Here is an 18,413-nt window from a genome sequence, read left to right as displayed (position 1 = left end):
TTTAAAATTTTAGCAAGGCTGGTTCGTGAACTCTGAAAATTTTTGCACCTTTTTCGAAAAGTTGTTGATGGATTTTTTCAACTTCATGTTGGATTTCTAGAGGACTTTTTCCTAAAGGTTTATAAATAAAAGATTTTCTTGAAATTCCTATTAAAATAGGGAAGTCGCCAAAACCAATGTATTCTAATTCGTTAATGATTTGTAATTGATTGTCTTGTGTTTTCGAAAATCCAAAACCCGGATCGAGAATAATATCTTTTATTCCAAGTTGGTTAATTTCATCAATTTTTTTCGAAAAGAATTTATTTAATTCAAGAATAATATCGTCAGAATTTGGTTTATTATGCATATTGTCGTAACTCGAATTAATATGCATCAAAACGTATGGAAGTCCAGTTTTCGCAACTTCGGTTAACATCTGGTCATCAAATTGTCCCGCCGAAATATCATTAACAATGTCGATGCCTTCGTTGTGACCGAATTTCACTACTTCACCATAAAATGTATCCAAAGAAATTAAAACTTCAGGAAATTCTTTTTTAATTAAAGAAATAATGTTGCCGATTCGTTTGATTTCTTCTTGTGCAGAAATATGTTCGGCGTTTGGTCGCGTCGATTGTGCGCCGATGTCAATAATATGTGCGCCATCTTTTAATAATTGTTCGGTGTGAAGTAATGCATTTTTTTCAGAATTAAACTTTCCGCCATCAGAAAAAGAGTCTGGCGTGAGGTTTAGAATCCCCATAATCTTGGGTTGGCTCAGATCGATTAATCTGCCATTGCAATTGATACTGAATTGTTTATCTGTGGAAAATGCTGAATTGGAAAACTTCATTTCACAAATTTATAAAACAAGATGCGGAACGCCAACCAATTATTAAAATTCCTTTATTTTTTGCGATAATTGTCATCCTCCGCGATTGGCTAAAATTTGTATCTTTGACCAATAACTCATTTTTATGACGAATACATCGATGCAGTTTGAGGAAGTTATCAAAAGCTGCCGAAATCTTTTTCAGAAAAAACTTAGCGATTATGGTTCGGCTTGGCGTGTTTTGAGACCGAGTTCGATTACGGATCAAATTTACATCAAAGTCAATCGTATCCGTACGCTGCAGATGACGGATGTCAAAATGGTGGACGAGGATGAAAAAGACGAATTCGTGGCGATTGTCAATTATTCCATCATTGGTTTAATCCAGTTAGAAAAAGGTTTTTCGGATGAATTGAATGCCGACGAGACCGAAATTATGAGTTTGTATGACAAATACGCAAACGAAGCCAAAGCTTTAATGGAACGGAAAAATCACGATTACGGCGAAGCTTGGCGCGAAATGAGAATTAGTTCAATTACAGATTTAATTTATCAAAAAGTCTTGAGAACCAAACAGATTGAAGACAATCAAGGGAAGACTTTGGTGTCCGAAGGTTTGGATGCTAACTATTTTGATATGCTCAATTATGCCGTTTTTTGCTTGATAAAATACGCATCATAAAATTCAATAAGATATGATCAGAAGACTTTTACGTTATATTATTGCGGTAATTTTTATTGCATCGGGTTTTGTAAAAGCCGTTGATTTAAAAGGTTTTTCTTTTAAGCTGGAGGAATATTTTTCTCCTTCTGTTTTCAACTTGCCTTTTTTTGAAAAATATGCCTTAGAGCTGGCGACCATTGTTGTGGTTTTAGAATTGGCTTTAGGTTTTATGCTTTTAATGAAGATTAAACTAAAAGCGACGCTTATTGCATTAATTGCGCTGTGCGTATTCTTTGGATTTTTAACATTTTATTCGGCGTTTTATAATGTTGTAACAGATTGTGGATGCTTTGGCGATGCGATGAAGATGACGCCGTGGCAATCCTTTTGGAAGGATATTGCACTTCTTGTAGGCTTATTAATTTTATGGTTATTGAATAAAAATTATCAAGAAAAAACAGATATAGGTTGTGTCAAAATGCCTGCTCTTGGTATTTTTGTTTTATTGATGATTTATGTAATGTATCGTGGGATTACACATGAGCCTTTAATCGATTTTAGAGCTTATAAAATCGGAACAGACCTTAATGCCGAGCGTCAAAAAATTGAACAAGATCCATCGATTTACAAGACTTTTTATTCACTTAAAAATTCTAAAACGGGAGAAGTGAAGAAGGTTGATCAAGACGAATACATCAACAAAAATTATTGGAAGGACGAAACTTGGCAGATTGAAGAAGGTAAAACCACATCCGAAATTGTTAAGCGAGGTTACGATTCCGAAATCAAAAAATTAAAGTTAGAAACGCCGACTGGTGAAGATAAAACCACCGAAATTCTTAATGAACCAAAAGCAATTTTAGTATTCGTTTATAAACCAAAAGAAGCGTCAACGCAATTGGTTGCTGAGATTCAGAATATGATGATGCATGAGCGTGCGGTAAAAGTCTACGGTGTGTCGACGCAACCAGATTTTTTCAATAAAATTCCGAATCTTATGATGGACGAGATCGCGATTAAAACAATTGCAAGAAGTAATCCTTTTGTTATGGTTTTAGAAAAAGGAAAAATCGTTGAAAAATTGGGAGCTAAAGATTATTTAAAAGAATATAAAAAATAAGAATAATGCAAAAATCAAATAAATCAATCGCAGGATATCACATGTTGATGTTGTTGTCAGCTGTCGATTACAAATTTAGTCCAGAAGAAGAAAAAGTTATTTTAGAATATCTGGCGGAAGAATTTCCTTTTCGTTTAAATCTGGACAATGAGTTGGATGTTATTGCGAGTCTTCAGCCAAGCGATTGGAAGGATCATTTCGAGTTTCATGCGAGATGTTTTTATGACGATTCGACACCAGCAGAGCGTGAGGAATTCCGTGCTTTTGCGAAGAAATTGATCAAGGCAGATCAAGATGTGTCACGTGTAGAACACCAATATTACACGATGATGAAGACCATATGGAAAATGGATTAATATTAAATTTAATAAAAATAAAATGAGAAAAAACATCGTTGCAGGCAACTGGAAAATGAACAAAAACTTTGCAGATGCAGAGGCTTTAATGATCCAACTTTTAGAATACAAAAAAAACAATACAACCAATTGCGAAGTCTATATCGCACCGCCAGCTTTGTATTTAACAATGGCTAAAGATATTTTTAAAAATGGAGAAGTTGAGGTTTTTGCACAAGACGTTTCAGAATATCAAAGTGGTGCTTACACAGGCGAAATTTCCGTTCAGATGATCAATTCTATTGGCATTGACGGGAGTTTGGTGTCGCACTCAGAGCGTCGTCAATACCATGGTGAGACCGACAGTCATGCGAATAGAAAAGTAAAAGCTTTGTTGGATGCTGGTCTTACGCCGATCTATTGCAACGGCGAAACTTTGGAACAACGTAAAGCTGGTCAACACTTCGAAGTCGTAAAAAACCAGACTGAAGTTGCTCTTTTCACGCTTTCTGCGGACGAAATCAAAAAAGTGGTTATCGCTTACGAGCCTGTTTGGGCGATCGGTACGGGTGAGACTGCGACGCCAGAGCAAGCGCAGGAGATTCACGCGCACATCAGAAGTCTTATTGCAGCTAAGTATGGTCAAGAAGTTGCGGACGAAATTTCGATTTTGTACGGTGGTTCTGTTAAGCCGGACAACGCAAAAGAGATCTTCTCGCAGCCAGATATCGACGGTGGACTTATCGGTGGGGCAGCGCTAAAAATCGAAGATTTTTCAAAAATTATCGAAGGTTTTAATCCATAGCATATTTTTAATTTGGGCGTGCCCTCAAAACAAAAAAAACGCGGACGACATTGTCGTCCGCGTTTTTTGTTTTGTCGGTCGGTCTACGCGCAGTCGCTGTGATGCTCGGTCGGCTCCGCTGCGCTCCGTCGCCTCACATCACGAGCTCCAACAATGCGCTTCGCCCTCACGCAGATGCGGGATAATTAGAAAAATACATAATCAATAGCTTCGATTTGTTCGAAAATTGGTATTACGTGAAGAATCCTGCAAAACTGACCATATCATTCCTGTCAAAGTGATCAGTTGTTTCCTGGGCAAATTGACCAGGGCATTCCTGCGAAATTGACCACTTAAAAAAGTCGATCAATGTGTCTTAGAAATAACTTCGCAAAAAAGCGAGTTATGGCTAATAAAAAAATAGGCATGTTACATTTAAGACAATTCTTACGACTTTACACCTCTGGCGTTAGCAAATTGCAGATCAGCAAACAGCTGGGCGTATCGATGAACAACGTCAAGAAGTACATTCATCTTTACCACGAGCATCAGTTTACTTTTGACGAATTACAGGCACTTAACGATGAAGATCTGGATGATCTTTTCGGAGCAGCACCAGCTGACGTACGGGATCAAGATAACGTTCATAAACAATTAGAAAGCTTTTTTCCATATTTTTCTAAAGAACTAAAACGTGTCGGTGTTACCCGATACCTACTTTGGGAAGAGTATATCGACAAACACCCCTCAGATTATAGTTATTCACGCTTTTGCTTTAATTACCGAACTTGGTGCAAGAGGGTTAATCCCTCCATGCACATCGATCACAAAGCTGGAGACAAAATGTTCGTTGATTACACGGGTAAAAAGCTTCAAGTCATCAATAAAGAAACAGGGGAAATAAAAGATGTAGAAGTCTTTGTAAGCGTACTGGGAGCAAGCGAGATGACCTTTGTCGAGGCAACCTCCACCCAGACCAAGGAAGACTTTTTGTCAAATCTTACAAAAACCTTGCATTATTACTGTGGTGTTCCAGCAGCCATAGTCACGGATAATCTGCGTACAGCAGTAAAGAAAAGTCATAAATATGAACCCATAATCACAGACTCTTTACTCGACTTTGCTTCCTATTACAGCACCACTATTTTGCCCACACGAGCTTATCATTCCAAAGATAAATCCTTGGTTGAAAATGCTGTTAGAATCGTTTATACAAGAATATTTGCGCCCCTTCGAAAGACGCAGTTTTTTAGCTTGGAAGAGCTTAATAAAGCCATAGCTCTTCTTTTAGAACAGCATAACAAAGCACCTTTACAACGCAAAAAGTATTCCCGAGAAGATGTTTTCTTGGAAGTACAAAAACCTGTTTTATCACCACTTCCATCATTGATGTATCAGCTAAAATATATCACCAGGGCAACACTTCATAAAACGAGCCATGTTTATCTCAATAAAGACAAGCATTATTACAGTGTTCCCTTCAGTTATATTGGTAAAAAGATGAATATTATTTTTAATAAAAACACTGTCGAAATTTACTTTGAGCAGCGCAGAATCGCTTTTCATCATCGGGTTTTACTGAAGTATGGCTATACCACGGTTAAAGAACATATGCCTTCCTCACATCAATTTATGACAGAATGGAATCCTTCGAGGTTTTTGTCGTGGGGACGAAGTCTTGGCGAATCTTGTGAAAAATACATTGAGAAAATATTAGAAAAGAAACAGTATCCCGAGCAATCTTATAAAACCTGTTTGGGTATATTAACCTTGTCTAAAAAGACCGGAAATCACCGCCTTGACAACGCTTGCAAAAGAGCAATGGACTACGAAAGATACAATCTTGCCATTATTAAAAGTATCCTGGAAAGAGGTTTGGACAACCTTAGCAACGATGATGAGTTTTTCCAGGAAAAGAAGCTTCCAAAACATAAAAACATCCGTGGTGCCAAGTAATATCAGTAGAGACAAGAGAGAGGAATGAAGAATAAAAAAATCAAAAATCATTAAATTTTAAAAAGTGAATCAATCCACTTTAGACAAAATGAAGCATTTAAAGCTTTATGGTATGCACAGAGCCTTTACAAATGCTATGGAAGTTAACAGCCAGAGTTACACCAACGATGAGCTTATCGCTTATCTAATCGACCCCGAATCCGAATACGACGATAGGGAAAGTCGTAAGGTCGAAAGACTGATTACTACAGCAAAGTTCCGCTACCGAGCATTTATGGAAGAAATTACTGCAAGCAACTCCAGAAATATTGATAAAAACACTATTGGAAGGCTCGCGTTTTGCGATTTTATCAATCAATAACAAAATATTTTGGTAACGGGAAGTACAGGTGTGGGAAAGAGCTTTATTGCAACAGCTATAGGCTATAAAGCCTGTACAATTGGTTACAAGGTCATGTACTTTAGCATTAACAAGCTCTTCTCAAAACTAAAAATGGAAAAAGCAGACGGTTCTTACCTCAAAGAAATAGACCGTATTGAGAAGCAAGATTTGATCATCTTAGACGATTTTGGCTTGCAAACCTTAGATAATCTAAAACGCCAAGATTTTATGGAAATCATTGAGTACAGACATGGTAAGAGATCAACAATTATTGCATCACAGCTTCCAGTAAGTGCTTGGCATGAAGTTATTGGTGAGCAAACCATTGCAGATGCAATCCTTGATCGAATGGTACATAACTCCGTAAGAATAGACCTTAAGGGAGAATCACTAAGAAGAAAAAAAACAGATCCAAAATCTGCCACTGAGTAATTTAAAATTTTATATTTTTAACCCATCTCAAAACACCTTTTTTTGACTTCATTTTTGGTGGTCAATTTAATTAGGAATAGGGTGTCAATTTAGCAAGAATATCTACACAGGGTATGTTTGTTGGTTCTGTCTCTGATAACTTTGACGAACGTATCGAGCAAAAGATATTATACGCTGAAATAGTTGTCGATAATGAAAAGGTTGCTTCCAAAACCAAAGCCTATCAGAAAATACCACAAATCCTATCTTTTGCGGATGAACACGGCGAGGTTAAAATGAAACAAGAAATTGAAAGCAATTACCGTCAAATAAAATCAGACATTTTGAGTATTGTAGAAAACGAAATGGAGCGTATCAAGAATGACCCAAACATGCGACATTTGATTCAATAGATGGGCAATCTAAAAAGACATGACAGAAATATCTTCAAGACAAACACCGACAAGAAAAAATTTTAGCCACCCCAAATTTGGCACATTTGTTTTTTGTTGAAATACAGCATTAACACTTCAAAGATATAAGTGCCAATTAATCGTGTAAATCCTAAACACTTATAAAAATAGATATTGAATTAAAAAAAATTAAATCTGTTAAAACTTAGCGTTTTGTATGTCACATCATATCAATTTGCATACACCTTACAAGAAGGTATTTCTCTCAACATCTCTGGCACATAGAAACTTTACATTAAAAAATATCAAAAAATTTGGATAATTAAAAACTTTGTATTTACATTTGCACCCGAAAACAAAAAATATGTACAATCAATTCATTATTTCTTCTATTATTATTGCGGGTGTGATTTCACATTCTGGGAAGGAATAATTGTATAGATTCAAAAAAAATATACACGTAAGCCTTCCAAAATTTTGGAGGGCTTTTTTTTTTGAATTCAAATTAGAAATAAACAAAATGAAATTATATAACAGCAACATTATTATCAGCATTATTATTTACTCGCCACCGTGAGGAAAGCTGATATGTCTATAAGTCAACAAGCCTTTCTCATTTCGGGAAAGGCTTTTTTTATGTCCAAAATTTAATTTTAAAAATCAATTAATATGTATTTCAACAATCAAACAGTCTTATTTTTAGACGGCAAATTTACCAAGGCAACAAACGCCAACACCGACCTTTACAGTCAAACTTTACACTACGGTTATGGCGCATTTGAGGGAATCCGTGCTTACAAAACCGAATCGGGAACAGTCGTTTTTAAAGCAAAAGAACATTACGAACGCTTACTAAAATCTTGCGAATTAGTAAAAATCCCTGTTCCATATTCAGTAGAAGAATTGATGGCATTCACCTACGAATTGCTCGAAAAAAACAAGCTGCAAGATGCGTATGTTCGTCCTTTAGTCTATTGCGGACAAAATATGAGTTTATCCGCTCCGAGTAGCGTTTCCGTGATGATAGCCGCTTGGGAATGGGGTGCTTATTTGGGCGATAATTTGCTTCGATTAAACGTTTCTTCTTATTGTCGTCCTCACCCAAAATCCTTGCACATAGAAGCCAAAGTTTGCGGTCATTACGTTAATTCTATCTTGGCAACCCGCGAAGCAAAAGACAACGGATTTGATGAAGCCTTGCTTTTGGATTGTGAAGGAAATTTAGCCGAAGGTCCGGGTGCGAATCTATTTTTTGAGAAAGATGGCATTTTGTTCACACCGCAATTGGGTCATATCCTACCTGGAATAACAAGAGCTACCGTTTTGGAATTGGCAGAAGAATTAAATCTGAAAGTGCAACAAGGTCAATTTTCTTTAGATGATTTATTACAAGCCGATGCTGCTTTTTATTGCGGTACTGCTGCTGAAGTAGTCGGAATACAATCGGTGAACGATTATCATTTTCCACTTCCTTGGGAAAAATCGTTAGGAAAAAAATTACAAGAAGCGTACAGCAAAGCGGTTCGTCAACCATTAAACGTTTTAAAAGCCGAATTCTAATGCAAAAACTGAATAAATACAGCCAAACTTTTACCCAAAATCCAACACAACCAGCTTCCAAAGCGATGTTGTACGGCATAGGTCTGACCGATGAAGATATGGACAAAGCACAAGTAGGTATCGTCAGCACAGGTTACGAAGGAAACACTTGCAATATGCACCTCAACGATTTGGCAAAAACCGTGAAACAAGGCGTTGTTGATGCCAATTTGGTGGGATTAATCTTCCATACAATCGGCGTGAGTGATGGTATGGCAAATGGTACAGACGGAATGCGTTATTCCTTGGTTTCACGAGACATCATCGCTGATTCCATAGAAACAGTTGTAGAGGCACAACATTACGATGCGGTGTTGGCTGTGGTGGGTTGCGACAAAAATATGCCGGGTTCTATCATCGCTTTGGGAAGATTAAATCGTCCGTCCATCATGGTTTATGGAGGTTCTATCCATTCAGGAAATTACAAAAATCAAAAACTGAACATCGTTTCTGCTTTTGAAGCATTGGGGCAAAAAATAAGCAACAACATCTCTGACGAAGATTACAATGGCGTGGTTCGTTGCGCTTGCCCTGGTGCTGGTGCCTGTGGCGGAATGTACACAGCCAATACTTTATCTTCGGCAATAGAAGCGTTGGGAATGAGTTTACCTTACAGTTCGTCCAATCCTGCGGTTGATGAAGTGAAACAAAAAGAATGTTTGGATACAGGAAAAGCCATCCGAACACTTTTGGAAAAGGATATCAAACCAACCGACATTATGACACGCAAAGCCTTTGAAAATGCACTGACAATGGTAGTAGTTTTAGGTGGATCAACCAATGCGGTGTTGCATTTAATTGCGATGGCAGATGCGGTAAATGTGGAATTATCTTTAGAAGATTTTCAGAAAATGAGCGATAAACTGCCTGTTTTGGCTGATTTAAAACCGAGCGGAAAATACCTGATGGAAGATTTACACAAGGTAGGTGGAACTCCTGCTGTGATGAAATACCTGTTGGAAAAAGAGCTGCTTCACGGTGATTGTTTGACCGTTACTGGAAAAACAGTTGCTGAAAATCTGCAAGATGTTCCCAGTTTAACAGAAGGACAAAAAGTATTTCTTCCTTTGGAAAATCCAATCAAGAAAAACGGACATTTACAAATCTTATACGGAAATCTCGCCACCGAAGGAAGTGTAGCCAAAATCAGCGGAAAGGAAGGTGATTTCTTTGAAGGTTCAGCAAAAGTTTTTGACGATGAGCAGTCCGTTAATCACGCCATCGAATCGGGTGAAGTGAAAAAAGGCGATGTGGTTGTTATCCGTTATTGTGGTCCGAAAGGTGGTCCGGGAATGCCCGAAATGCTGAAACCAACTTCCGAAATTATGGGTGCAGGTTTGGGAAATGATGTCGCTTTAATTACCGATGGAAGATTTTCAGGCGGAACCCACGGTTTCGTGGTTGGACACATCTGTCCTGAAGCGCAATCGGGTGGAAATATCGCCTTGGTTCAAAATGGAGATGTTATCACGATTGACGTGAAAAACAACAGTATCAATATGAAAGTGAGTAACGAAGAATTAGAAAAACGCCAACAACAGTGGAAACAACCACCACTAAAAGTGCAACGAGGTGTATTGTACAAATATGCCAAAAGTGTGTCCAGTGCATCAACAGGTTGTGTAACCGATAAATAAATTAGTATGACAACAACATTAGTAAAAGAAGAATTAAAAACAAAAATGCCGGAAACACGCACTATGACAGGTTCAGAGGCAGTTATCCAATGTTTATTGCAGGAAAAAGTCGAAACTATTTTCGGCTATCCGGGTGGAGCGATTATGCCAATTTATGATGCTTTGTATGATTATTTGGATAAAGTCAATCATATATTAACTCGCCACGAACAAGGTGCAATCCACGCTGCACAAGGTTTTGCTCGTACTTCAAAAAAAGTGGGAGTTGTTTTTGCAACTTCGGGGCCGGGAGCAACTAATCTCATCACCGGTTTGGCAGATGCGATGATAGATTCCACGCCTTTGGTGTGCATCACAGGTCAGGTTGCATCGCCATTGTTGGGAACAGATGCTTTTCAGGAAACTGATGTCATCGGAATTTCTATGCCGGTTACGAAATGGAATTGTCAGGTTACGAAAGCAGAAAATATCGCAGAAACCTTGGCAAAAGCGTTTTTCATTGCACAATCGGGTCGCCCCGGACCTGTGGTGGTGGACATTACCAAAGATGCACAATTTGAGTTGGTGGATTTTAATTACGAAAAATGTAAAGCAATACGAAGTTATCAGCCAAAACCACAACTCAATTTGGAACAAGTAAAAGCAGCGGCAGAATTGTTGAACAAGGCAAAAAAACCAATGTTGATTGTGGGTCAAGGTGTGATGCTTTCCGGAGCAGAAAAAGAGCTTTTGAAATTTGCTAAAAAAACAGGAGTTCCAGTAGCATCTACGCTTTTGGGATTAGGCGTTTTTCCCGGAAATCATCATCAGTTTGTAGGAATGGTTGGTATGCACGGAAATTATGCACCCAATGTAAAAACCAACGAATGTGATGTGCTGATGACCGTAGGAATGCGTTTTGACGACCGTGTAACAGGCGATGTTTCAAAATATGCCCGACAAGCAAAAATTATCCACGTAGAATTAGATGCTGCGGAAATCAATAAAATCATCAAAGCCGATGTGCCGGTTTGGGCAGATGCTAAAGAAGCCTTGGAAGCCTTGACAACATTGGTTGAAGCAAAAAAATATGACACTTGGCTGAATGAATTTAAAGAAGCGAAAGCGAAAGAAAATCAGGTGTTAAAAGAAAACAGAGCACAAGAATTTTCCGAGAAAATGACAATGCACGAAGTGCTGAGTTTACTTTCTGATTTGACCAAAGGTGAAGCGATTGTAGTAACGGATGTCGGACAGCATCAAATGATGGCTGCACAATATTACGAATACAATCAAACCAAAAGCAATGTTACTTCGGGTGGTTTAGGAACTATGGGATTTGCTTTACCAGCAGCAATGGGTGCAAAAATGGCGAACCCAAAAAAGCAAGTGGTAGCGGTGATTGGCGATGGCGGTTTTCAAATGACGTTGCAGGAGTTGGGAACGATTATGCAAAATAATATCGGTGTAAAAATCATCATCTTGAACAATGGATTTTTGGGAATGGTGCGTCAATGGCAACAACTATTCTTTGAAAAACGCTATTCTTTTACCGAAATACAAAGCCCGGATTTTGTAGCACTTGCCAATTCTTACGGAATAAAAGGTCAGGAAGTTTCGCAGAAAACAGATTTAAAATCAGCATTGGAAGAACTGTTGAATAGTGATTCTGCTTATCTCTTGGAAGTGAAAGTTGCCAAAGAAGACAATGTTTTCCCGATGGTGCCCACAGGTGCTTCGGTTTCAGAAGTCCGTTTACAATAATTATAAAAATAGAAAAAATGGAAAATTTAGAAAAAACATTTACAGTATCCATATTCACCGAAAACACAATCGGAATGCTCAACCGCATCACTATCATTTTTACGAAAAGGCATTTGAATATCGACAGCATCACAGCATCGGAAACAGAAGTGAAAAACGTGCATCGCTACACCATTGTTTTGCGAACGACCAAAGAACAAATAGACAAGGTTGTGGGACAAATCGAAAAATTAATCGATGTACTGAAAGCATTCGTACACGAAGACAAGGACGTTGTTCATCAGGAAATTGCCTTGTACAAAATCAGAACAAGCAATCTTTCCAATGCCGATGTGGAGCAGGTCATTCGGGAAAATTATGCAAAAGTGCTTTCGGTAGATCCGCAATTTATCGTCATCGAAAAGACCGGACACAAATCAGAAACACAAGCATTGTTCGACAAATTAAAACCTTTCGGTGTGTTGGAATTTGCCCGTTCGGGAAGAGTGGCAGTAACCAAACCGATGAAAGAATTGAGTACCTATTTAAAAGAATTAGAATTAAACAAACAACTATAAAAAGTAAAAAAAGATGGCAAAATTAAATTTCGGCGGCGTAGTAGAAAATGTGGTTACCCGCGAAGAATTCGACTTAAATAAAGCAAAAGAAGTATTAAAAAATGAAACACTTGCGGTTTTGGGTTATGGCGTTCAAGGTCCGGGACAAGCATTAAATTTAAAAGACAATGGCTTCAACGTAATCGTGGGTCAGAGAAAAGGAAGTGCTACTTGGCAAAAAGCATTGAACGATGGTTGGGAAGAAGGAAAAACATTGTTTGATTTAGAAGAAGCCTGCGAAAAAGGCACGGTAATGATGAATTTACTTTCTGATGCCGGACAAATACAGGCTTGGCCAACGGTAGAAAAGCATTTGACCAAAGGAAAAACTTTGTATTTCTCTCACGGTTTTGGCGTTACTTTTCACGAAAAAACAGGCATTGTTCCACCCAAAGATGTTGATGTGGTGTTGGTTGCACCCAAAGGTTCTGGCACATCGTTGCGAACACTTTTTAAAGAAGGCAGCGGACTTAATTCCAGCTATGCGGTAGAGCAAGATGCGAGCGGAAAAGCATTGGAAAAAGTATTGGCATTGGGCATCGGAATTGGTTCGGGCTATTTGTTTGAAACTTCTTTTCAAAAGGAAGTATATAGCGATTTAACAGGCGAAAGAGGTGTTTTGATGGGTGCTATCGCAGGCGTTTTTGAAGCACAGTACAACGTTCTTCGTCAGCGAGGGCATTCACCCAGTGAAGCATTCAACGAAACGGTGGAAGAACTCACTCAAAGTTTAATGCCTTTGGTAGCTGAAAACGGTATGGATTGGATGTTTGCCAACTGTTCCACTACCGCACAGAGAGGTGCGTTGGATTGGAAAGGAAGATTTAGAGAAGCAACAGAACCTGTTTTCAATGAATTGTACGATAATGTGGTTTCGGGCAAAGAAGCCGAAGTGGTCATCACAGCTAATTCTAAACCCGATTATAGAGAAAAATTAACCGATAAATTAAAGGAAATCCAAGAAAGTGAACTTTGGGCAACCGGTGCGCAAGTACGAAAATTAAGACCTTCAAAATAATGATAAATTTAAAGCAAATACAAGAAGCTTCCTTGAATTTAAAAGGTGTTGCTGCGGAAACACCTTTAATGAAAAACGAAAATCTGAGCGAGCATTTCACTGCTCAGGTTTTTTTAAAACGAGAAGATTTGCAGCCTGTACGTTCCTACAAACTGCGTGGAGCATATCACAAAATAATTTCGCTCTCAAATATAGAAACTTCTAACGGTATCGTGTGTGCAAGTGCAGGAAATCATGCACAAGGTGTAGCGTATGCCTGTAAAAAACTCCAACTGAAAGCAACGATTTTTATGCCACTTACGACACCTGCACAAAAAATAAAACAAGTGAAATTGTTTGGCAAAGAATGGGTAGAAGTTTTGCTGAAAGGCGATACGTTTGACGATGCTTTTGCCGAATCGCAACTTTTTTGCGCTGAACATAACGCAACCTTTATTCATCCTTTTGATGATGAAAAAGTCATTGCCGGACAAGGAACGGTTGGATTAGAAGTATTGCAACAAACCCAACAAGCAATTGATTATCTGTTTTTCCCAGTCGGTGGCGGCGGATTGGCTTCGGGTGTAGCTTTGGTTTTCAAACAGTTGAGTCCGCATACCAAATTAATTGGTGTAGAACCCGAAGGTGCGGCTTCGATGAAAACATCTATAAAAAATGGTGAGAATACCACCTTGGAACACATCGACAAATTTGTGGACGGTGCTGCGGTAAAACGTGTTGGCGACAAAACGTTTGAAATCTGCAAAGATTTTTTAGATGATATCCTTGTCGTTCCCGAAGGGAAAGTTTGTACCACCATTTTGCAGTTGTATAATGAAGAAGCCATCGTGGTAGAACCGGCAGGTGCATTGAGCATCGCTGCGTTGGATTTGATGAAAGATAAAATCGTCGGAAAGTCGGTTGTTTGCATCGTAAGCGGCAGCAACAACGACATTACCCGCACGGAGGAAATCAAGGAACGCTCCTTATTGTATGAAGGATTGAAACATTATTTCTTGGTCAATTTTTCACAACGTCCGGGTGCATTGAAAGAGTTTGTCAATGATGTTTTGGGCAAAGATGATGACATCACTTATTTCCAATTTACCAAGAAGAATAACCGTGAAGAAGGTCCGGCAGTGGTTGGAATTGAGTTGAAATGCAAAAGGGATTTGGACTTAATCGAACAGCGTTTGCAAAATAAGAAAATCAATTTTCAGTATTTGAATGCACATCGGGATTTATTTACGCATTTGGTGTTTTAGTTGGTTTCAACTTTTTTCATTTATCTTAATGGAACACTTGAAATTTGTACTTACTTACACACAAATTAAAATTCAAAATAGTTGGTAATTGGACTTTAGAATATACAAATACCATTGTCAAAATATGGGCGATCCGCTAACAAGGGCTTGGCATAATGGCGGATGAAGTGCTTCGTATCAACTTTTTTGCTAAATTTGAACTTTCGGCTTCGTATCAACGGTAGTGCTAAAATACCGCCACTGCGCCAAGCTCCGAACCGTTATCGGCAATTTGAGACCACCTATCAAAACAGCGTCTATGAACCAATTTCCAAAAAATGTAATTGAAAACTTAAAAAATTATGTTTACATTTATTCGGATCCAATTACTGAAAAAATGTTTTATGTAGGAAAAGGAAAAGGGAATAGAGTTTTCGACCATTTAAAAGACAAAAAAGAATGCGAAAAAGTTACTTACCTAAATGAATTGCTTGAAAAAGGGTTACAACCGAAAATTGAAATATTAATTCATGGATTCTAAAATGATTCTGTTTTAAGAATTGAATCAGCAATTATAGATTTACTCGGAATTAAAAACTTAACAAATAAACAAGTTGTATTTAAAAGTGCTGAATTTGGAAGAATGACGGTAAAACAAATTATTTCAGTATACTCAAAACAAAAAATTCCAATAGATGAACCTTCATTGCTAATTAGAATTAATCAACATTTTAGATATTCAACGACCGAGATGGAATTGTATGACTTTACAAGAGGATATTGGAAAATAAGTTCTAAACGAGCAAAGAATGCAAAATATGCATTTGCTATTTACAACGGAATTATTCAAGAAGTATATGAAATAAAAACTTGGCTTAAAGCAGGCGAGTCTATGACTGTTCGTGGTAAAATTAAAACTATTGATGATAGAGTTGAATTTATTGGAAACATTGCATCTGAAACAATTCGAGCCAAATATAAATACAAATCCGTTGAAGATTATTTCAAAAAAGGAAATGCAAATCCAATTATGTGTAATAACTAAGCTTTAGCTTCGCTCTGTTCACTTCGTTCGGGTCGTCTTGTCCGCAGGACAGAAGATGAAAGCCCGTTGAACGGAAGCTCCGGTGGCTTTTCTTGAGTTTCAGTTTATTATCGACGGAAAATTTTAAAGATATTCAAGAAACTTATAGAAAAGTCTCTTTTTTTGAGTGGGTTTCATCCGTTTTCAATAAACTTTACAAATCCCTCAGTATTTTATCGACTGAATTTCAAATTGCTTTTCCGCTTTTCCCAATTTCAATGTCACGCGGTCGCCGACCTTTCTATCCATAAAGATTTTCGCAATCGGAGAGGTAAACGCTATTTTTCCTTCTGCAACATTTGCCTCATCGACGCCGACGATCTGATAATGCTGGATTTTGGGATCGGAATCAACTTTAAAGTACACTTCAGCACCGAACTTCACTATATTTTTTGGTTGTTTGGTAAGGTTAACAATTTTCGCAGACGAAATTCGATCGAGTAACAACTGCAGTTTCGCATTGATTAAATTTACGGTAATGCGATTTTCATTTTCATCCGAAATCAAGGTATTGTCGCGCTCGTGAATCATTTGATCACGTTCGGCGAGTAACTGAGCGTATCCGAACTCGGTAACAAAGTTTACCGTACAGGGCGGTAAATCGGCACGCGGCGGAATCATCGGAATATCTTCCTGATCACCTTCTTTCACAAATCCCCTACTCATATATTCTAGTTTTAAATTTATTGATACGTGTTGAGTTTGAAAAATTTATCTAATAAAATTAACCGTTTTAAGGCTATGATGTTTGCAAACCTGTTTCGAAAAGCACTTAACTGCAAAGCGCTCAATACAGACAACAGCCGCTAAGCCTCGATTGTTTCATTGACTGCAATGTAAATATACATTTTTTAAGGAACTTCGCATTCTTTAGACGCAAGAATAAAATCTTTATAAAATGCACAATTATTTTTCGCACCGCCACTCAAGCAGAATCTCTGTCTGTAGTTTTATATATTTTCTAAATCTCACTTCTTATCCTGCTAAGTGTTTCCTGAGAAATGCCAAGATAAGAAGCTATCATCCCAAGCGGCGCACGCAAAAGTATATCAGAATTTTGTTCTAAAAGCTGAATATATTTTTCCTTTGCCGTCATATACTGCAAAGAATTGATGCGCCTTTCCATATTCGACATCAAAAGTCCCAACGCACGGCGGCTGAAGTTGGCGATGGTAAGCGAAGTCTCGCAGAGTTCTTCCATTTTCGAGTAACGGAAAAAGACAATCTCACTGTCTTCCAAAGCTTCAATGGAATGCCGCGCCGGAATTTTCTCAAAAATGGTGTCTATATTGGCGAGGATGCTGTTTTCGGGGTAAAAATTGGTGGTGATATCTTTTCCTTTTTCAAAATAAAACGAGCGCAGAAGCCCTTTTTCTACAAAATACACCTTGCGGTTTAGCGTGTTTTGATCGCTGATGATGGTTCCCTTTTTCACAGAAATATTTTCGGTTTGCATGTTCAGAAAACTGCGGATATCATCGTCGATCGTAATATATGTGGCAAGGATTTCGGGAAAAGTCATCAGGATTCAATTTGTACAAAAATAAAAATAATGCCCCAGAAATGAGGCATTATTCATAAACTAAACATTAAAAATAAACTATTAAAAATTAATTTTCTGCAGCCAACTGAAAAGTTCGTCATATACTTTTTCGCGCACCGGTTTTTTGGAAAGCACTAAATCGTGAATGCCGCCCTTTATAGGAATTATAGTGACATTCCCCTTAAAATTTTCAGCATTTTTATGAATATCCTTCACGTTCAGGATGATATCGCTGGAAGTCACTTCCTCATTCCAGACTTTTGGATAGCCCGATTTTTCAGAATGCATCACCAATACCGGCACCTTGAGTTCTGCGTTGCGGATGTCTTTCTGTCCCCTATGAATAGCACGGATAAATCCGAAATTCACTTTCCAATTCGCATTGGGTTTCAGTTTTAAATCATAATTCCATTCGCCTTTGAAATCTTTATGCAGACTTTCGCCGTAAAAAGGAGAAAATCCACCGCCAATTTTCGTGTCAGGATGGTGTTTTCCCAAACCACTGACGATGGGAACCCCAATTTTTTGCGCTAGAAATCCCATATTGAAATCATAAAACGGACTGTTCACCCAAAGTCCGGCAATGTTCGGATTTTCAGTGTGATCTTTTAGATATCTTGTCGTAATCAGCCCGCCGGTTGAATGTCCTGCCAGCAGAATTTTGTTATGATTTTCGGCAGTAATGACTTTTAAGGCTTCATCGATTTCGGCATTGTATTCGTCCAGGTTTCTGACATTATTAAAAGTTTGATGCGGCAAATATGAACGCCCATATTTTCTTAAATCCAAAGCATAAAAGTCAAACCCTTTTTCATTGAATTTTTCAGCCATTTCCGCCTGAAAGAAATAATCGTTAAACCCGTGAATATACAACACTGCTTTATGGGTAGCACTTGCCGCCTTCTTCCGGATGATAGTTGCGGTAACTGTCCCTTCATAATCGTTCGGAAAATCCAATGTTTTCTGCTCGAAACCGTTTCCCAAAATATCCGGAAAATATTCCTGCGAGAAGAACAACCCCGAAAGGAAAATCAGCAGCAGTAAAAAGTTCTTTTTCATTGTCCAGTTGTTAGTTATCGCAAAGTTCCGGC

At 38.1% G+C, this 18,413-nt stretch carries 17 protein-coding genes and 2 pseudogenes; 15 read left to right on the top strand and 4 right to left on the bottom strand.

Annotated elements, in window-relative coordinates; translation table 11 throughout:
- Window position 1: 1 nt before the first annotated feature.
- Complete coding sequence (gene folP / locus AC23MB_RS07030; protein ID WP_374329004.1) at window positions 2-835, bottom strand: dihydropteroate synthase; 834 nt, start codon at window positions 833-835, stop codon at window positions 2-4.
- Window positions 836-959: 124 nt separating this feature from the next.
- On the opposite strand from folP, the gene AC23MB_RS07025 reads away from it, so the two are divergent.
- The 15 genes and pseudogenes from AC23MB_RS07025 to AC23MB_RS06955 all read left to right on the top strand — a co-directional run bounded on the left by AC23MB_RS07025 (window position 960) and on the right by AC23MB_RS06955 (window position 15,740).
- Window positions 960-1,496, top strand: coding sequence for a DUF1599 domain-containing protein (locus AC23MB_RS07025; RefSeq protein WP_487786855.1), 537 nt, complete (start codon window positions 960-962; stop codon window positions 1,494-1,496).
- Window positions 1,497-1,509: 13 nt separating this feature from the next.
- Complete coding sequence (locus AC23MB_RS07020; protein ID WP_487786854.1) at window positions 1,510-2,598, top strand: BT_3928 family protein; 1,089 nt, start codon at window positions 1,510-1,512, stop codon at window positions 2,596-2,598.
- A 5-nt stretch (window positions 2,599-2,603) separates the two neighbouring features.
- Window positions 2,604-2,954 carry a tellurite resistance TerB family protein gene (locus AC23MB_RS07015; RefSeq protein WP_079665849.1) on the top strand — a complete coding sequence of 117 codons (351 nt, stop codon included), beginning with the start codon at window positions 2,604-2,606 and terminating at the stop codon, window positions 2,952-2,954.
- Window positions 2,955-2,976: 22 nt separating this feature from the next.
- Window positions 2,977-3,738 carry a triose-phosphate isomerase gene (gene tpiA, locus AC23MB_RS07010; protein WP_312321945.1) on the top strand — a complete coding sequence of 254 codons (762 nt, stop codon included), beginning with the start codon at window positions 2,977-2,979 and terminating at the stop codon, window positions 3,736-3,738.
- A gap of 384 nt (window positions 3,739-4,122) precedes the next feature.
- Window positions 4,123-5,673 carry an IS21 family transposase gene (istA, locus tag AC23MB_RS07005; RefSeq protein ID WP_487786853.1) on the top strand — a complete coding sequence of 517 codons (1,551 nt, stop codon included), beginning with the start codon at window positions 4,123-4,125 and terminating at the stop codon, window positions 5,671-5,673.
- Window positions 5,674-5,737: 64 nt separating this feature from the next.
- A pseudogene (gene istB / locus AC23MB_RS07000) lies at window positions 5,738-6,487 on the top strand (IS21-like element helper ATPase IstB).
- 104 nt (window positions 6,488-6,591) lie between these two features.
- Window positions 6,592-6,879 (top strand): annotated as a pseudogene (locus AC23MB_RS06995) (conjugal transfer protein TraG); the annotation flags it as partial.
- A gap of 669 nt (window positions 6,880-7,548) precedes the next feature.
- The gene (locus AC23MB_RS06990; RefSeq protein ID WP_313030772.1) at window positions 7,549-8,439 is read left to right on the top strand and encodes a branched-chain amino acid transaminase; all 891 of its coding nucleotides are present in this window, start codon (window positions 7,549-7,551) and stop codon (window positions 8,437-8,439) included.
- Window positions 8,439-10,115: a dihydroxy-acid dehydratase gene (gene ilvD, locus AC23MB_RS06985; RefSeq protein WP_374328998.1), complete on the top strand. Its 1,677-nt coding sequence runs from the start codon at window positions 8,439-8,441 to the stop codon at window positions 10,113-10,115. The genes AC23MB_RS06990 and ilvD overlap by 1 nt, the downstream gene beginning before the upstream one ends.
- Before the next feature lie 6 nt (window positions 10,116-10,121).
- Complete coding sequence (gene ilvB / locus AC23MB_RS06980) at window positions 10,122-11,858, top strand: biosynthetic-type acetolactate synthase large subunit (protein WP_487786852.1); 1,737 nt, start codon at window positions 10,122-10,124, stop codon at window positions 11,856-11,858.
- Between the two features lie 17 nt (window positions 11,859-11,875).
- The gene (gene ilvN / locus AC23MB_RS06975) at window positions 11,876-12,415 is read left to right on the top strand and encodes an acetolactate synthase small subunit (protein ID WP_487786851.1); all 540 of its coding nucleotides are present in this window, start codon (window positions 11,876-11,878) and stop codon (window positions 12,413-12,415) included.
- 13 nt (window positions 12,416-12,428) lie between these two features.
- The gene (ilvC, locus tag AC23MB_RS06970) at window positions 12,429-13,472 is read left to right on the top strand and encodes a ketol-acid reductoisomerase (RefSeq protein ID WP_487786850.1); all 1,044 of its coding nucleotides are present in this window, start codon (window positions 12,429-12,431) and stop codon (window positions 13,470-13,472) included.
- Complete coding sequence (gene ilvA / locus AC23MB_RS06965) at window positions 13,472-14,716, top strand: threonine ammonia-lyase IlvA (RefSeq protein WP_374329023.1); 1,245 nt, start codon at window positions 13,472-13,474, stop codon at window positions 14,714-14,716. Before ilvC ends, ilvA begins: the two co-directional genes overlap by 1 nt.
- 298 nt (window positions 14,717-15,014) lie before the next feature.
- Window positions 15,015-15,236 carry a GIY-YIG nuclease family protein gene (locus AC23MB_RS06960; RefSeq protein WP_313030786.1) on the top strand — a complete coding sequence of 74 codons (222 nt, stop codon included), beginning with the start codon at window positions 15,015-15,017 and terminating at the stop codon, window positions 15,234-15,236.
- A 102-nt stretch (window positions 15,237-15,338) separates the two neighbouring features.
- Complete coding sequence (locus tag AC23MB_RS06955) at window positions 15,339-15,740, top strand: hypothetical protein (protein ID WP_313030790.1); 402 nt, start codon at window positions 15,339-15,341, stop codon at window positions 15,738-15,740.
- 204 nt (window positions 15,741-15,944) lie between these two features.
- Here the strand turns inward: AC23MB_RS06955 and AC23MB_RS06950 are convergent, their stop codons facing one another.
- The 3 genes from AC23MB_RS06950 to AC23MB_RS06940 form a co-directional block, all read right to left on the bottom strand.
- Entirely contained in the window at window positions 15,945-16,445 is a 501-nt protein-coding gene (locus AC23MB_RS06950; RefSeq protein ID WP_487786849.1) for a GreA/GreB family elongation factor, read from the bottom strand.
- Window positions 16,446-16,740: 295 nt separating this feature from the next.
- Window positions 16,741-17,301 carry a Crp/Fnr family transcriptional regulator gene (locus AC23MB_RS06945; RefSeq protein WP_487786848.1) on the bottom strand — a complete coding sequence of 187 codons (561 nt, stop codon included), beginning with the start codon at window positions 17,299-17,301 and terminating at the stop codon, window positions 16,741-16,743.
- An 81-nt stretch (window positions 17,302-17,382) separates the two neighbouring features.
- Window positions 17,383-18,381: an alpha/beta hydrolase gene (locus AC23MB_RS06940; RefSeq protein WP_487786847.1), complete on the bottom strand. Its 999-nt coding sequence runs from the start codon at window positions 18,379-18,381 to the stop codon at window positions 17,383-17,385.
- Window positions 18,382-18,413 lie beyond the last annotated feature (32 nt).

This window comes from Soonwooa sp. T0.1_25 (assembly GCF_057652215.1).
This window is presented reverse-complemented; position numbering and strand designations above follow the sequence as displayed.

What these genes read in the sequence shown, in the direction of transcription:
- AC23MB_RS06955 (WP_313030790.1), top strand. Translation starts at nt 15,339, where the DNA reads ATGACGGTAAAACAAATTATTTCAGTATACTCAAAACAAAAAATTCCA.
- AC23MB_RS06940 (WP_487786847.1), bottom strand. Translation starts at nt 18,381, where the DNA reads ATGAAAAAGAACTTTTTACTGCTGCTGATTTTCCTTTCGGGGTTGTTC.
- ilvN (WP_487786851.1), top strand. Translation starts at nt 11,876, where the DNA reads ATGGAAAATTTAGAAAAAACATTTACAGTATCCATATTCACCGAAAAC.
- ilvD (WP_374328998.1), top strand. Translation starts at nt 8,439, where the DNA reads ATGCAAAAACTGAATAAATACAGCCAAACTTTTACCCAAAATCCAACA.
- AC23MB_RS06960 (WP_313030786.1), top strand. Translation starts at nt 15,015, where the DNA reads ATGAACCAATTTCCAAAAAATGTAATTGAAAACTTAAAAAATTATGTT.
- AC23MB_RS06950 (WP_487786849.1), bottom strand. Translation starts at nt 16,445, where the DNA reads ATGAGTAGGGGATTTGTGAAAGAAGGTGATCAGGAAGATATTCCGATG.
- tpiA (WP_312321945.1), top strand. Translation starts at nt 2,977, where the DNA reads ATGAGAAAAAACATCGTTGCAGGCAACTGGAAAATGAACAAAAACTTT.
- AC23MB_RS07015 (WP_079665849.1), top strand. Translation starts at nt 2,604, where the DNA reads ATGCAAAAATCAAATAAATCAATCGCAGGATATCACATGTTGATGTTG.
- AC23MB_RS07020 (WP_487786854.1), top strand. Translation starts at nt 1,510, where the DNA reads ATGATCAGAAGACTTTTACGTTATATTATTGCGGTAATTTTTATTGCA.
- ilvB (WP_487786852.1), top strand. Translation starts at nt 10,122, where the DNA reads ATGACAACAACATTAGTAAAAGAAGAATTAAAAACAAAAATGCCGGAA.
- AC23MB_RS07025 (WP_487786855.1), top strand. Translation starts at nt 960, where the DNA reads ATGACGAATACATCGATGCAGTTTGAGGAAGTTATCAAAAGCTGCCGA.
- AC23MB_RS06990 (WP_313030772.1), top strand. Translation starts at nt 7,549, where the DNA reads ATGTATTTCAACAATCAAACAGTCTTATTTTTAGACGGCAAATTTACC.
- ilvA (WP_374329023.1), top strand. Translation starts at nt 13,472, where the DNA reads ATGATAAATTTAAAGCAAATACAAGAAGCTTCCTTGAATTTAAAAGGT.
- ilvC (WP_487786850.1), top strand. Translation starts at nt 12,429, where the DNA reads ATGGCAAAATTAAATTTCGGCGGCGTAGTAGAAAATGTGGTTACCCGC.
- AC23MB_RS06945 (WP_487786848.1), bottom strand. Translation starts at nt 17,301, where the DNA reads ATGACTTTTCCCGAAATCCTTGCCACATATATTACGATCGACGATGAT.
- folP (WP_374329004.1), bottom strand. Translation starts at nt 835, where the DNA reads ATGAAGTTTTCCAATTCAGCATTTTCCACAGATAAACAATTCAGTATC.
- istA (WP_487786853.1), top strand. Translation starts at nt 4,123, where the DNA reads ATGGCTAATAAAAAAATAGGCATGTTACATTTAAGACAATTCTTACGA.